We start from the raw sequence: 14,918 nt of genomic DNA on the forward strand, positions 1-14,918 counted from the left end.
AGATGAAAACGAACCGGCGGGGCTTACGTAAAATTGCTCTTGGAAGAAGATCAACCTAGGATGCATGACGCCGCTAAGACGTCTTTGCGTAAGCCCTGATTAAAAAACTTCAGCAAGCTCTTTCGTGACGGATGCTAACTGGAACGCCTTTAAGGCTTTCAACGCATCAGGTACGGCTTTGATAACTTGATTACCGTTGATCAATTCAGAGATGTGGTGCTCCAGCGCCGCTGTATCTCTGTCAAGCTTGAAATGAGCTGGTCTGTCGGTTTGCATGATGCTCCAGCGCGCAACTGGTGCGTTACCAGTTTTATTTAACAGGGAGCGATCTGTGAGCCATTTTTCAAATGATCGTGTCGATAAGTTTGCATCGATCCAAACCAGATTGTTGGATGACGCTGTATTTTGTCCAGAAGAGCGGATTAATAATTCGTAGATCATTTGTAAGTACTCCCTATTTATCGGAGCATTTCTGTTACAGAAATGTCTTATCCTCGTAGCTAAAAGCGTTTATCTCCCCATCTTGGTTGACAAGAATTTGGATTTTTTTTGGAATTCTCTGTAAAAACCCATTTTTTATGTAGTTTTGGCCTTGATTTAAACTTTTTTTGCAATTTTATTTGGTAATAAAATGTTATTTCTGTAAATGGAAGTCTAAATAATATAAATATATAAATAAAAAATCCGGCGTTTAAAGCGCCGGATTTTTGTTGTGGACTGAGCTAAAAAGTCACGTCTAATGCAATTTATTTAACAAAATACACTTAGTAAAATACAAATACATTCTTGAACTAATTACTGAGCTGGTTTTGGTTTTACATCTTCCGTTTTTACGTCTTTCGCTTTGGCATGAGTTTTATGCTTAGGCTCAGATTGTTTAACCTCAGTTTTCGCATCTAACTTCTCTTCCGACGCTGGCGTTATTTTTGCAATTGGAGCAGATGCAGCTGGTGTCGTTGCACTCGCTGTTTTGCTGATGATATGGGTAGCAGAAGAAGCCGTAGCAGCTTTGCCAACGACTGGTGCTGTGGTGGTAGAGGCAGCGACTGAAGCACTTGCACTGGCAGAGGCCGACGCAGATGGAGCTACAGGTTTCGCTGTCGTAGTTGTTTGGGCGAACGCTGTACCCATGACGAAAGTAGTAGCGACGAGTGTGGTGATCAGCTTGTTCATGATTAATCCTGTTCTTGAGTATGTTTGCCTTTATCGGCTCTTATTTACTTCACGTAGTCAATCTACGTATCTCTCAAACGCCACTCGCTTAGTTTCTGTTGACAGGTAAAGTGTTGCGAATTGTTACTGCGTATTTTTATTTTTATTTTTACGTATTACAGGAAATCGCACAGGCGCTGAGCAGAAGAAAATTTCTCAAGAATAAAAGCATTTACCGCACACATGTTGATACCGTTCATTGCCACCAATCGCTACTTGCTCGCCCGCTTTAACACGCTTGCCATTGGCATCCAGACGAATATTCATAGTGGCTTTTTTTCCGCAAGCACAGATATTTTTTAGCTCTTCAATATCGTCGGCAAGTGTCAATAAATAAGCCGATCCAGGAAATGGTTCTCCCATAAAATCGCTACGCAAACCATAGCAAATTACCGGTACGCCTTTGACTTGTGCGAGCTGATGCAACTGACGTACCTGAGCCGATGTCAAAAATTGTGCTTCGTCTACCAACACACAATTGACTTGTGGGATGGCTTGTAAAAAGTCGTAGTCGGCATCAAATATCTCCGCATCACGTTGCGGGCCTAAACGTGATGTCACTTTGCCCTGACCGTAACGATGATCAATTGCCGCCGTGTACAGCCGCACTTTTTGTCCTTGCTCTTCATAGTTATGAGCGACTTGTAGCATGGCAGTAGATTTACCTGCGTTCATTGCTGAATATCTGAAATAAAGTTTTGCCATAAAATTTTTTAAATAATTGTAATTCCAATGTCGGACGTGATTGTAAATCCATTCGTTCCGCTTCAGGTAATAGATAACCGAAGCATCAATTTACTCATTACAAAAATATGAAATAAATCAACGATAAAATTATTTAATAAAAATAATAAATCTGATTGAAAAATTTTTGAAAAAATAAAGTCTTGAAATTCTAAAACAGTATGCCCATATCTGTATTAGCAAGTGCTCAACAGAGGCTTGCTAGCTTATTCAGCATGGAGCTGAAAATAGCTTTTTTCCATATCGCTTACTTTTATTTTGAGGATATATCATGCGTAATTTTGACTTTGCCCCACTGTACCGTTCTGCCATTGGTTTTGACCGTTTAGCGCATTTATTTAATGAAGCGCAACGCACTGATGCAGCCCCCAGCTATCCACCTTACAACATCGAATTGATCGGCGAAGATAAATACCGCATCACGATGGCTGTCGCTGGCTTTGAGCGCTCTGAACTGGAGTTGGAAAGCGAATTAGACACCTTAAAAATCGTTGGTCGAAAACAAAAGGATGAGACTCAATCCACCTTCTTGCACCGCGGTATTGCAGCACGTGATTTTGAGCACCGTTTCCGCCTAGCAGATCACGTCAAAGTGGTTGGTGCCAAACTAGATAATGGTTTACTGAATATAGAATTAATCCGCGAAGTACCTGAAGTATATAAGCCAAGAAAAATTGCAATTGATGGCGATAACTTGCATATCGTCAAACAAGCTGAATTAGAAGCGGCTTAAAAGATCGGAGCGATATCACGAATTGATATCGCTCCGGTTTATAACAAGACGATAGCAAAAATCACTGCACAGATATTTTCTGTGCAGTGATTTTTTAGTAATCTGCTCTGTTAAATCTCTACAGCTGTGCCAGATTATGTCGCCCAACCTCACGAATATCTTTAGTACCTGTCAGCGCCATACTGACATCTAATTCTTTGTGCAAAATCTCCAGCATTTTAGTCACGCCTTGCTCACCCATCGCACCCAAGCCATATAAAAAGGCACGTCCAACCATGCTGCCTTTCGCGCCCAAAGCAGTGGCTTTTAAAATATCCTGACCAGTGCGAATGCCGCCATCAAACCAGACTTCGGTTAAGTGCCCGACCGCATCCACAACAGCTGGCAATGCTTGTATGGACGACATTGCGCCATCTAATTGACGACCACCATGATTGCTAACGATGATCGCATCGGCACCGGCTGCGACGCCTAATTTAGCGTCTTCTACGTCCAAGATGCCTTTAAGAATTAACTTGCCACCCCACTCTTTTTTGATCCAGGCCACGTCATCCCAATTTAAGGTTGGATCAAATTGGCTCGCAGTCCATTGACTCAGGGTTAAAATCCCATCACCTCCTTTGACGTGTCCAACTAAATTGCCAAAGGTTTTACGACCAGTCAATGCGCGTAGCGCCCATGCTGGTTTGGTCGCCAGATCAAGGATATTTGCCAGCGTTAATTTTGGCGGAACTGACATGCCGTTGCGGATATCTTTATGTCGCTGACCCAAAATTTGCAAATCCAACGTCAATACTAAGGCCGAACATTTTGCATTTTTTGCCCGCTGTATCATTTCTTTGACAAAGCCACGATCTCGCATGACATAGAGCTGAAACCAGAATGGTTTTGTAGTAACGCTCGCCACATCTTCAATCGAACAAATACTCATGGTGGAGAGCGTGAAAGGAATACCAAATTTTTCTGCTGCGATTGCGCCCAGCATCTCGCCATTAGCCCATTGCATGCCCGTCAATCCTGTCGGAGCAATCGCGACAGGCATGGCAACTTCTTGCCCTACCATCGTCGTGCGGGTAGAGCGCTGATCAACGTTGATGGCAACCCGCTGACGTAGCTTCAGTTTGGCCAGATCATCGGTATTGGCGCGATACGTGCTCTCGGTATAGGAACCGCTATCGGCATAGTCATAAAAGGCTTTCGGTACCCTTTTTTTTGCCAGTAAACGCAAGTCTTCTACGCAGGTGATGATGGGCATGCTGATTCTCCGTCACAATTAATTATAGATACAGGACTTACGCAAAAATACCCCAGCTGCGTTGCAACGACTCGTCGTACTCAAGTACTGTCTTCGTCGCTGCGCCTTGCTGGAACAATTTTGCGTAAGTCCTAAGATACAAAGTGTAGGGCAAAACTTTATGGCGATGGCAGAAAAGCTTTCAGTCCTGGGGTGAAGGATTTTCACCCCATTAGTTTGACAAGCTGACTTACTCCGCAAACTGCTCTGCAATAAACTGGCGCAACCATTGATTGCCTTCGTCCTGGTTATAGCGGCGATGCCAGAATATATTCGTTTGCAAAGAAGGTAAGCGTAGCGGCGGGCGAACATACTTTAAATTGAACGGCGCTGCGGCACGCTCTGCCAACTTTTGCGGCACCGTCACTAACAGATCGGTCGTGCTGACTATATAAGGTACTGCCACAAAATGTGGCACACAAAAATGTGCTGCCGCCTTGATGCCTGCCTTATCCAAGCTTTGATTAATCCTGTCGTAAGGACTCTCTTGCGATGCCACGATCAAGTGTTGTGCTGCTAAAAAATCACTCAAGCTGATTTTGTCACCAGCTAAAGGATGGCTACTACGGAACATGCTGACATAATTTTGTTTAAACAGTCGACGCTGGTAGAGTGCGCCAGAAATCGTATCAAATGCGCCAATCGCTAAATCAATCCGCCCAGCCTCCATCTCGGACTTCAGATCAATACTGCTGGCGCGGACGGTAGAAAACTGCAATTGTGGCGCCAATAACTGACATCGCTCCACCAGCACAGGCATAAAATAAACCTCACCCACATCCGTCATCGCAATCGTAAATTGCCGTTTGCTGCTTGCGGGATCAAAACTCTCTTGTTGATTTAATGCCTGGCGAATATTTTCTAAAGCGCTGGCGATTGGCTCAGCTAAGCCGGTGGCTAACGGGGTTGGTTGCATGCCTAACACCGTACGGACAAATAATTCATCATCAAAAGTACGGCGCAGCCTTGCCAGCGCGTTACTGACAGCGGGTTGGGATAGCCCTAGCTTTTTTGCGACAGATGAAATTTGCCTGTCCTGAAATACTTCCTGAAAAATTACCAGCAAGTTCAGGTCTATGTCTTTCGGTTCTATCATTTAAAAATCGCTTAAAAAGTTCTTAACCATTATTGATTTTGTGAATGTAGTACATTTTTGTATTTATGTCGCAGGTTTTGACTAGCTGGACTATATTGATGTCACATCAAAATTGCGCTTATTTCTGTAGGAACTGCCATGCCGCACATTAAAGAACATTCCGCTAATTCTGCCTATTCTTCTATCCAGCGCAGCTATCAAACCGGATTTGCGAATGAATTCGCCACCGAAGCCTTGCCCGGCGCATTGCCCAAAAATCAGAACTCACCACAGCAGTGTGCGTATGGCTTATATGCCGAACAAATTTCTGGCACGGCATTTACCGCACCGCGCCATTCCAATCGCCGCTCATGGTTATACCGGATCAGGCCAGCGGCAATGCATCAGCCCTTCGTGCAAATTGATAATGGCGCGATGACTAATCAGTTTGATCAGGTACCATCGACACCCAATCAATTACGCTGGGATCCGTTGCCGATGCCGGATAAAGCGATCGATTTTATTAACTCGTGGATGACGATGGCGGGGAATGGCTCAGCGGACGCACAAAGCGGTTGTGCTATCCATTTGTATGCGGCGAATCTCGATATGAGTGATCGGTTTTTTTATGATGCTGATGCGGAGTTACTGATTATTCCGCAACAAGGTCGTTTGCAGATTAAAACTGAACTCGGCGTCATCGATATTGAGCCGCAAGAAATCGCTGTCATCCCGCGTGGTATCCGGTTTCAAATCACGCTGCCGGATGGTGCCGCGCGCGGTTATGTCTGCGAAAATTTTGGCGCCGCGTTTAAGCTACCGGATCTGGGCGTAATAGGCTCCAACGGCCTGGCAAACCCACGCGACTTTATGACTCCGCATGCGAGCTATGAAGACCGCGAAGGTGATTTTGAATTGCTGGCTAAGTTTAGTGGCAATTTGTGGTCTGCCAAAATTGGCCACTCGCCGCTGGATGTCGTTGCATGGCATGGTAATTTTGCGCCCTACAAATATGACTTGCGGCACTTTAATACCATCGGCTCTATCAGTTATGACCATCCCGACCCGTCGATTTTTTTAGTCTTGCAATCTGCCAGTGATACCCCGGGCGTTGACACCATCGACTTTGTGATCTTTCCACCGCGCTGGCTGGCAGCAGAAAATACCTTCCGTCCGCCCTGGTTCCATCGTAATATCGCCAGCGAATTTATGGGCTTAATCCACGGCCAGTATGATGCTAAATCCGCAGGGTTCAGACCCGGTGGCGCCAGTCTGCATAATTGTATGAGTGGTCATGGCCCGGATGCTGGTACGTTTGACAAAGCAAGTACAGCCGACACCAGCGCACCGCATAAGATCGCTGATACCATGGCCTTTATGATCGAGACTCGAACCATCATCAAGCCGACGCGTGCGGCAATGACGTCTCCGCAATTGCAAGCCGATTACTACCAATGCTGGATGGGTATCAAGAAAAATTTCAATCCCAATCAAGCCTAACGATATCCAAATAGGAACCTCAATATGAGCAATCAAGCGACTCTGCAATTGAATGAAACCCACGATATTAACTTGCGTAGCTGGGTCACCTCTGCGAATGATATCAACAGCGATTTTCCGATACAAAATTTGCCTTATGGCGTGTTCCGCAAGAAAGGGACTGCAGAAAATTTCCGTATCGGTGTCGCGATTGGTGATCGGATTTTGGATCTTGCCGCAGCACATACGCTAGGTGTTTTTTCAACGTTAAAATCGACGGCATTTGATCAGGCGATCCGCAGTAATCACTTAAATGCCTTAATGGAGTTAGGGAACGCGACCTGGACAACATTACGTCTGCAACTATCTCGAGCGCTGCGTGAAGGTATGTCACAACAAGATTTATTGAAAAGTGCTTTAGTGCCGCAAGCAAATGCGGAATATGCTCTGCCTGCACACATCGGTGACTACACCGATTTTTTCACTTCCATCCATCATGCGACGGCTGTGGGTAAATTATTCCGTCCTGATAATCCACTGATGCCCAATTACAAATGGGTACCAATTGGCTACCATGGTCGTTCATCATCGGTTGTGATCTCTGGTCAGCAGTTCCGTCGCCCTGTCGGACAAACTATGCCACCGACGGCGACAACTCCAGTGTTTGGTGCAGCAAAGCGGATTGATTATGAAGCCGAGATTGGTATTTTTGTAGGGCGAGGTAATGCACTCGGCGATGCGGTAGCGATTGATGACGCAGAATCGCATGTGTTTGGCCTATGTTTGCTCAACGATTGGTCGGCACGCGATATGCAAGCCTGGGAATACCAACCACTAGGACCTTTCCTAGCAAAGAATTTTGCCACCACGATTTCGCCTTGGGTCGTCACGCTAGAAGCTTTGGCGCCCTACCGTTTGCAGTGGCAACGTGATGCTACCGACCCGCAACCGCTGCCGTATCTGGATTCTGCAGCGGTGCGTGAGCAAGGTGCATTTGATGTGCAGATGGAAGTTTTGCTACAAACCAAATCTATGCGTGAGCAAGGCCTGCCTGCGCAGCGTTTATCGCTTTCTAACTTCCGTCATTCTTACTGGAGCGTTTCGCAATTAGTGGCGCATCACACCGTCAACGGTTGTAACCTGCGGGCTGGAGATTTACTCGGCTCTGGAACTCAATCGGGTCCTACACCGGAAGAAGCGGGATCGTTGTTGGAACTGAGTGTCGGCGGCAAACAGCCACTGATATTAAGTAACGGTGAACAACGCACATTTATGGAAGATGGCGACTCCGTCATCATGCGCGCCTGGACGGAAAAGTCAGGCTTGCCGCGGATAGGTTTTGGGGAAGTTGAAGGAACTTTACTGCCTGCACGACAATTTTAAACTGTGAACTGATTAAATAAAAAAAGCGTATGCAAATGAATTTTGCATGCGCTTTTTTTATCGATGTACTGACAGATCGTCGCTAAACCATAAACGCCTGACTCATCTTATATAACTTATCTAACTTATATCTTAGTTAGATCAGCACATCGCTCGCCGCAACGGCAATAGCGAGCACCCCAAAACTGTCTATATTGGTGAGGGTGCGGTTATGATGCCGGATGATCTGCGCGGCAGTCAAAATCTCGCTATCTTCAGTGGTATGTGCATCCGCAACCAAGACCACAGGATAAGTCAACGCCAATGCTCTGCGCACCGTGGTGTCAACACAAAATTCTGTCTGCATACCGCAAATAATCAGATCAGTTATCGCATGCTGTTTCAGCAAAGAATCTAACTCCGTCTGATGAAAAGAATCTGAAGCAGTCTTACGAAGCCGTAAGTCGCTTGGCTCAATATGAAGACCGTCCGCCAGTTGCCAAGCTTTGCTGCCAAATGCCAGTAAACCTGATGATGACTCATGCTGGATAAAGATCACGAGCGCACCTGCATCTCGCGCTTTTTTTGACACCATATTAATGTTGGCAATGACACGTTGCGATTCAAAAGTGGCGTACTTACCTTCACATAAACCTTGCTGGACATCGATGATTAACAGTGCTGTTTTCATGGTTTGGAGTCAGTTTTCATTATGAGTAACTAAGCGGATAGTTATTTTATATGATCGTATATGCGGCGTCATATTAGGCCGCCTACATAGACGATTAATTTTTATAAGCTTGTTTTGCGTAAATTGCCGCTCTACCTAGTCCTTGGGGCAAATCCCAGATATCCACTGCGACATAGTGTAATTCTGCACATATGCGCAAACCAACTATCCAACCGCGAAACGATTCGTTCTGATTTTTTGTAGTGTGTTTTATTCTGCAAGGCACAAACAGCAATAACCGATGGCATGCAATCAAAACTAGCCTCGGCGGTCGATATTGGTTGCAACGTCTTTATTAAAATTTTACTGAATATTCTGGTAAAACCTATTTTCGCTAAATATATATACTCCCTATTGGTATATTTAATTGTCCATGTAATTCCTAGACAATAGAGCATATTTTAATAATTTAGTGGGGAGTATATTCAATATCAAGCGTATTTTTTACCGACATACGCATTGGAGTCAACATGACATCTCCTGCTTTACAACAATATTTGCGGCATTTACAGCTTGCCAATCCAGCTAACACTCACATCCGTCTGGATGCGCAAGGCCAAGCTTTGGGGCGATATTTTCATTCGACCTTGACGAGTACATTTCAGCCAGTTCGGCTCATCTAGATCAGCACATCGTGGCTTATGATGGTTATGCCCGTAGTTATGCTGTTGATGGCGAGGGCTTACATATCTGGAAATTGCTTGACCACGCCGCTAATGATGATGAGTCAGTAGAGCTAGATAGCTTATGCCGGATTTTGCATACGATCAATTTTTACCAGCAAGCGTCATCGCAGACGACGACATTGGATTTGTTTTTAAGCATCCACACCCGCTTGTTAACCGCGGTAGAAGGTAATCATGGCGCGGCGTTTCGGCGGATTCTTCATCTGCTGGAGTTGCCACAGCAGCAGATCGTTTTGCAATTGCCACAAATTATTCCTAATCAGCGCTGGATGCTGCAACACGTAGCAGACAATTATCGACGTAACGGTTTTAGGATAGGCGTGCATGCGAGCGATACCTTGCAGGCATTGGAGCTCATGGCAAAAATACGTCCCGATGTCATCAAGATTGATGTACGCCAGGTTGTCGCCAAGGACGCTGGGGCTGAGTCTGCACAACACGACTCGTTGCGGACTTTATTGAAGCATGCAAATCAACTCGGTAGTCGCGTCATATTTAAGCGGATAGAGACAGATCAGCAGTTGCAATCATTGGCACAGATTGTAGAAGAGCTGTCAGCCAACCAGACCTTGCCTTATTTCTTGCAGGGATTTTTGCTGGATACACCCAAGGCCAGCCTTGGCGTCGATAACGAGATTGCGAAAGCTGCTTGAGCAAAATACTTATATGACCGGTAACTTCCCGCAAAAAATCCTGCCCTTTATACGAAATTCATCTATCAAAATTCGAAAAAAATCGTTTTCTATATAACGAGCGAGTGCCATTATTGCCCCTCAACGGCTAAATAAGTAATAACGAATGGCATTCTCACTCACTCCTAAGCTGCAAAAACAGCGCAATGCACCCAGCAGAGTTATCCCGGGTTTTCATCTGACCTTGGGATTTACTCTGCTGTACCTCAGCCTGATTGTGCTGATCCCGCTGTCGGCGACTTTCTTAAAAACCTTTACCATGACCTGGGAGGCGTTTTGGAATACCGTCACATCGGAGCGGGTGCTGGCGTCTTATCGCCTGACATTTGGTGCCTCGTTTTTAGCCGCGCTGATCAATGTGGTGTTTGGCGGGATCGTAGCCTGGGTGTTGGTACGGTATAAATTTCCGGGCAAACGTCTGATTGATGCGCTGGTAGATTTGCCGTTTGCGCTGCCGACTGCGGTTGCGGGGATCACCTTGGCAACGCTGTATGCGCCGAATGGCTGGTTGGGAAAATATCTGGAGCCGCTGGGTATCAAAGTCGCGTTTACGCCGCTGGGTGTATTAGTGGCGCTGACGTTTATCGGTTTGCCTTTTGTGGTACGCACCGTACAACCGGTGTTGGAAGAAGCCGAAAAAGAATTAGAAGAAGCCGCCATCAGTCTGGGTGCCAGCCATTGGCAAACCTTTGTCAAAGTGATTTTGCCAACCATCTTGCCGGCTCTGCTAACAGGCTTTGCGCTGGCCTTTGCGCGGGCTACGGGTGAATACGGATCAGTGATTTTTATCGCAGGCAATATGCCTATGGTGTCCGAAATCACCCCGCTGTTTATGATCACAAAATTAGAGCAATACGATTACGCCGGTGCGACCGCGATTGCCGTCGTCATGCTGATGCTGTCCTTTAGCTTGCTGTTGACGATCAATTTATTACAATCCTGGAGCCGCAACCGTAACAAAAGTGAGCCTGCATAATGACCAGTACCCCAATTGCGTTTCCCCCGCCAGTTCAGACACCAATTCAGACTTCAGCACCACGTCGCACCGAGCCGGCAATTAGTTTGTCTGCCACGCTAGAACCTTTATGGGTCCGTGCGCTGTTAATCATCACGGCGCTGACTTTTTTAACTGTGTTCTTGTTCATTCCGCTGGCAGCCGTATTTTTTGAAGCGTTTAAAAAAGGATGGGAAGTTTACCTTAAGGCCATCGTCGAACCGGATGCTTTGTCCGCCATCAAACTGACGTTGATTACCGCCGCCATTGCAGTACCGCTGAATCTAGTTTTTGGTGTCGCCGCCGCCTGGACGATTGCTAAATTTGAGTCCCGTGGTAAACAGTTTTTGCTGACCTTGATTGACTTACCGTTCTCGGTATCGCCTGTGATTTCTGGTTTGATTTATGTCTTGTTGTTTGGTGCGCAAGGTTGGCTTGGTCCGTGGTTGCGGGAACATGACATCAAGATTTTATTCGCGGTGCCTGGCATCGTACTGGCGACTATTTTTGTGACCTTCCCTTTCATTGCGCGTGAGTTGATTCCCTTGATGGAAGCACAAGGTAGCGAGGAAGAAGAAGCTGCCTTGGTACTCGGTGCCTCTGGCTGGAAAACCTTCTGGCATGTGACCTTACCGAATATTAAGTGGGGCTTGTTATACGGCGTGATCTTATGTAACGCCCGCGCCATGGGTGAGTTTGGCGCGGTGTCGGTGGTGTCCGGGCATATCCGTGGCGAGACTAATACCATGCCTTTGCAAGTCGAAATTCTCTATAACGAATATAACTTTACTGCGGCTTTTGCGGTGGCATCACTGCTGACTTTGCTGGCATTGCTGACGCTGGCGCTGAAGTCGATTGTTGAATGGCGCACGCGAGAAAATCAGGCGCTTCCGCAAGAGTAAATTAAGAAAATTTTAAGAGTAAGAATTCAGGAGTAAGTCATGAGTATCGCAGTACAACATTTACAAAAAAAATTCGGCAGCTTTACCGCGCTTAATGACGTATCGCTCGAATTTCCTAGCGGTGAATTAACCGCGCTCTTAGGTCCGTCTGGCTGCGGAAAAACTACGCTGTTACGCATCATCGCCGGGCTGGAACATGCCGATGCAGGACAAGTATTGTTAGATGGTCAGGACGCATCGGCGCAGCATGTGCGTGAACGCCAGGTGGGTTTTGTGTTCCAGCACTATGCGCTGTTTAAGCACATGACGATTTTTGAAAATATTGCATTTGGCTTGCGAGTAAAACCACGAGCCTTGCGCCCCTCGAACGCTGTGATTAAAGAGAAAGTCCATAAATTACTCGACCTGGTCCAGCTCGATTGGCTGGCAGATCGCTATCCACCGCAGCTATCTGGCGGGCAGCGACAACGGATTGCGCTGGCGCGTGCGTTGGCGGTAGAACCACGCGTCTTGCTGCTGGATGAACCGTTTGGCGCGCTAGATGCCAAGGTGCGTAAAGAGCTGCGTCGCTGGTTAAGGCGCTTGCATGATGATCTGCATGTGACCAGTATTTTTGTCACGCATGATCAGGAAGAAGCCTTGGAAGTCGCCGACAAAATCGTCGTGATGAATCAAGGCAAGGTCGAACAAATCGGTGCGCCGGCAGCGGTCTACCAAAATCCGGCGTCGCCTTTTGTGTACGGCTTTTTGGGGAACGTTAACTTGTTCCGTGGTCGTATCCATGAAGGCACGTTGGATGCTGGTGGTGTTGCTTTTGATGCACCAGATCATGCGACGACCCGTGACGCGACAGGTATTGGTTATGTCCGTCCGCATGAGCTGGAAATTGATCGCTATTCACCCGGTGCGGATGGTCTGGTGGTGCAATTACGCCGCGTACACAGCATAGGACCGTTGGCGCAACTGGAGCTAGAGCGTGACGACAATGGCGATTTGCTAGAGGCCATGATCTCTAGCGAGCGCTATAACCAGCTCAAACTCAAAGTCGGTGAAATCCTGGTAGTCAAACCCAGACGATTGGCTGTCTTTGTCGATCAGACGTCGGGAGACTCCTAAAAATCCCATTCTAGGGCGCATCGCGGCGTTGTATCTCCTCGCAATACCGACGTATTGCTACGGGATAGATCTTGCTCTGTATCCCGATAATGAAATTTTTAGAAGCTCCTACAAATTTTATAGTAAGAAAAATCATGAACTTCCAACAATTACGCTCTATCCGCGAAGCTGCTCGTTGCGGCTATAACCTGACTGAAGTGGCGAATGTTTTATTCACCTCACAGCCAGGCGTCAGTCGTCAAATCCGTGAGCTGGAAGAAGAACTCGGCGTTGATATCTTCGAGCGTAACGGCAAACGCCTGACCGGATTGACTGAGCCAGGCAAAGGCATTTTGCACATCATCGAACGTCTGTTGCTAGAGGCAGAAAATCTGAAGCAAGCCGGTGATGATTATTCTGATCAGACCAAAGGCACGCTAACGATTGCGACCACGCATACGCAAGCGCGCTATGTGCTGCCGAAAGTAGTACAAGGATTTAGAAATAGTTTTCCCGATGTGCGCATCGCACTCCAGCAAAGCTCGCCAGAACATATCGCCGAATGGGTTTTATCAGGTAAGGCCGATGTGGGGATTGCGACTGAAGGTCTGTCACAATTTAAAGATTTAGTCTCTTTCCCTTGCTATCAATGGAATCACGTAATCGTCGTGCCAGACGGCCATCCGCTGCTGCGCAAAACTCAGTTCAATCAGACGCCCATCACGCTGGAAGATTTGTCGAATTACCCTTTGATCACTTACGACGTCGGCTTTACCGGCCGCGGCCATATTGATCAGGCATTTAAACAAGCTGGTTTGCGCACAGACATCGTGCTGACGGCGATGGATTCGGACGTGATTCAGCAATACGTAGCGCTGGGATTGGGCGTAGGTCTGGTGGCAGAAATGGCGGTAGAAAGTGGCAACGATACCAATGGCGCCGTCAATCCGGCAAATCAGCGTTACAGCGCCTTAAAAGCGCTGCCTGCCAGCCATTTGTTTGCCCCCAACGTAACGCGCCTGGCAGTACGCCGTGGTGCTTATCTGCGCAGCTATATTCTGGATTTTATTTTGCAATTTGCACCAGAGTTAAAACGCGAAGACATCCAGCTCGCAATCGCACCGGAACAAGAATCCTGAGCGCTGCCTGGTCTCTGATAAGGATAGTCGCTAACCAGTAACCAGGCCGTCAATTACCTGTATTGTTTTGTCACAGCGGCTAGCCAGGTCAGGATTGTGGGTCACAAATAAAATTGTCGTTTTTTGTTCGTGATTAAAACGCCGCAATAAGTTAAAAACTTCATCAGCGCTTTTGGTATCAAGATTACCCGTCGGCTCATCGGCTAGCAGCAAAGCCGGATTCATCGCGAGCGCACGTGCTAATGCGACGCGTTGCTGCTGTCCTCCGCTTAGATTGCCCGCCAGATTATTTTGCCAGTTTGTCAGACCCACATCGCCGAGTAAAGCTGCTGCGCGCTCCTGCATTTGCTTGTTCGGAAATTCCTCGGCACCTAGCATCGGCATCATGACATTTTCGAGTGCAGTGAATGCGGTAATCAGATGATGGTATTGAAAGACAAAACCAATATTGTGACCTCGCAAACGAGTCACCGCTTTGTCATCAAGTGCAGTCGTCTCTTCGCCACAGATCGCAATTGTTCCCGCTGACGGACGATCCAGTAGCCCGACGATATTGAGCAAGGTACTTTTGCCAGAACCGGAGGGTCCCATTACAGCACAAAATTCACCTTGATGTAAGGTGAGATCAATACCATGCAGTACTTCTGTCGCAATCGGGGTTCCTATATTGAATGTCTTTCGGACGCCACGTAGTTGTACAACGATGTCGCCAACTGGCAATTTTTCCGGGGAAGCAGACAACTCCGGTAGGGGATTAGTCACATTGGATGGAGAGGTCATA

16 protein-coding genes are annotated in these 14,918 nt (G+C 46.9%); 9 read left to right on the forward strand and 7 right to left on the reverse strand.

Annotated elements, in window-relative coordinates; genetic code table 11:
* Positions 1 to 99 precede the first annotated feature (99 nt).
* From AAKU64_RS03835 to AAKU64_RS03845, 3 genes are all read right to left on the reverse strand, one after another.
* Complete coding sequence (locus AAKU64_RS03835; RefSeq protein WP_322120479.1) at positions 100 to 441, reverse strand: hypothetical protein; 342 nt, start codon at positions 439 to 441, stop codon at positions 100 to 102.
* A 354-nt stretch (positions 442 to 795) separates the two neighbouring features.
* Complete coding sequence (locus AAKU64_RS03840) at positions 796 to 1,173, reverse strand: hypothetical protein (RefSeq protein ID WP_322120480.1); 378 nt, start codon at positions 1,171 to 1,173, stop codon at positions 796 to 798.
* 195 nt (positions 1,174 to 1,368) lie between these two features.
* Complete coding sequence (locus AAKU64_RS03845; RefSeq protein ID WP_354334487.1) at positions 1,369 to 1,917, reverse strand: thymidine kinase; 549 nt, start codon at positions 1,915 to 1,917, stop codon at positions 1,369 to 1,371.
* A gap of 310 nt (positions 1,918 to 2,227) precedes the next feature.
* Here AAKU64_RS03845 and AAKU64_RS03850 point away from each other — a divergent pair, with 310 nt between their 5' ends.
* Positions 2,228 to 2,689: an Hsp20 family protein gene (locus AAKU64_RS03850; protein ID WP_354334489.1), complete on the forward strand. Its 462-nt coding sequence runs from the start codon at positions 2,228 to 2,230 to the stop codon at positions 2,687 to 2,689.
* A gap of 118 nt (positions 2,690 to 2,807) precedes the next feature.
* Here AAKU64_RS03850 and AAKU64_RS03855 read toward each other — a convergent pair whose 3' ends face one another.
* Together AAKU64_RS03855 and AAKU64_RS03860 are read right to left on the reverse strand one after the other, a co-directional pair.
* Complete coding sequence (locus tag AAKU64_RS03855) at positions 2,808 to 3,944, reverse strand: alpha-hydroxy acid oxidase (RefSeq protein WP_354334491.1); 1,137 nt, start codon at positions 3,942 to 3,944, stop codon at positions 2,808 to 2,810.
* A gap of 229 nt (positions 3,945 to 4,173) precedes the next feature.
* Entirely contained in the window at positions 4,174 to 5,079 is a 906-nt protein-coding gene (locus AAKU64_RS03860) for a LysR family transcriptional regulator (protein WP_354334493.1), read from the reverse strand.
* 138 nt (positions 5,080 to 5,217) lie between these two features.
* Between AAKU64_RS03860 and hmgA the strand changes: the two genes are divergently transcribed.
* A complete protein-coding gene (hmgA, locus tag AAKU64_RS03865) occupies positions 5,218 to 6,558 on the forward strand; it encodes a homogentisate 1,2-dioxygenase (RefSeq protein WP_354334495.1) in 1,341 nt (446 codons plus the stop codon).
* Between the two features lie 24 nt (positions 6,559 to 6,582).
* Positions 6,583 to 7,920: a fumarylacetoacetase gene (gene fahA / locus AAKU64_RS03870; protein WP_354334497.1), complete on the forward strand. Its 1,338-nt coding sequence runs from the start codon at positions 6,583 to 6,585 to the stop codon at positions 7,918 to 7,920.
* A 136-nt stretch (positions 7,921 to 8,056) separates the two neighbouring features.
* On the opposite strand, the gene AAKU64_RS03875 is transcribed toward fahA, so the two are convergent.
* Positions 8,057 to 8,590, reverse strand: coding sequence for a cysteine hydrolase family protein (locus tag AAKU64_RS03875; RefSeq protein ID WP_354334499.1), 534 nt, complete (start codon positions 8,588 to 8,590; stop codon positions 8,057 to 8,059).
* A gap of 509 nt (positions 8,591 to 9,099) precedes the next feature.
* On the opposite strand from AAKU64_RS03875, the gene AAKU64_RS03880 reads away from it, so the two are divergent.
* From AAKU64_RS03880 to AAKU64_RS03905, 6 genes are all read left to right on the forward strand, one after another.
* A complete protein-coding gene (locus AAKU64_RS03880; RefSeq protein ID WP_354334501.1) occupies positions 9,100 to 9,252 on the forward strand; it encodes a hypothetical protein in 153 nt (50 codons plus the stop codon).
* Positions 9,253 to 9,263: 11 nt separating this feature from the next.
* Positions 9,264 to 9,968 (forward strand): EAL domain-containing protein, encoded by a 705-nt coding sequence (locus AAKU64_RS03885; RefSeq protein ID WP_354334503.1) that lies wholly within the window; start codon positions 9,264 to 9,266, stop codon positions 9,966 to 9,968.
* A gap of 145 nt (positions 9,969 to 10,113) precedes the next feature.
* Positions 10,114 to 10,983 (forward strand): sulfate ABC transporter permease subunit CysT, encoded by an 870-nt coding sequence (cysT, locus tag AAKU64_RS03890; RefSeq protein ID WP_354361475.1) that lies wholly within the window; start codon positions 10,114 to 10,116, stop codon positions 10,981 to 10,983.
* Positions 10,983 to 11,903: a sulfate ABC transporter permease subunit CysW gene (gene cysW / locus AAKU64_RS03895; protein ID WP_354361477.1), complete on the forward strand. Its 921-nt coding sequence runs from the start codon at positions 10,983 to 10,985 to the stop codon at positions 11,901 to 11,903. Before cysT ends, cysW begins: the two co-directional genes overlap by 1 nt.
* Before the next feature lie 39 nt (positions 11,904 to 11,942).
* Positions 11,943 to 13,019 carry a sulfate/molybdate ABC transporter ATP-binding protein gene (locus AAKU64_RS03900; protein ID WP_354361479.1) on the forward strand — a complete coding sequence of 359 codons (1,077 nt, stop codon included), beginning with the start codon at positions 11,943 to 11,945 and terminating at the stop codon, positions 13,017 to 13,019.
* A gap of 134 nt (positions 13,020 to 13,153) precedes the next feature.
* Positions 13,154 to 14,137: a CysB family HTH-type transcriptional regulator gene (locus tag AAKU64_RS03905; RefSeq protein ID WP_354334509.1), complete on the forward strand. Its 984-nt coding sequence runs from the start codon at positions 13,154 to 13,156 to the stop codon at positions 14,135 to 14,137.
* 30 nt (positions 14,138 to 14,167) lie between these two features.
* On the opposite strand, the gene AAKU64_RS03910 is transcribed toward AAKU64_RS03905, so the two are convergent.
* A complete protein-coding gene (locus tag AAKU64_RS03910; RefSeq protein ID WP_354361481.1) occupies positions 14,168 to 14,917 on the reverse strand; it encodes an ABC transporter ATP-binding protein in 750 nt (249 codons plus the stop codon).
* Position 14,918 lies beyond the last annotated feature (1 nt).

The sequence above is a fragment of the Undibacterium sp. GrIS 1.8 genome, assembly GCF_040544445.1.
Lineage (GTDB): Bacteria > Pseudomonadota > Gammaproteobacteria > Burkholderiales > Burkholderiaceae_D > Undibacterium.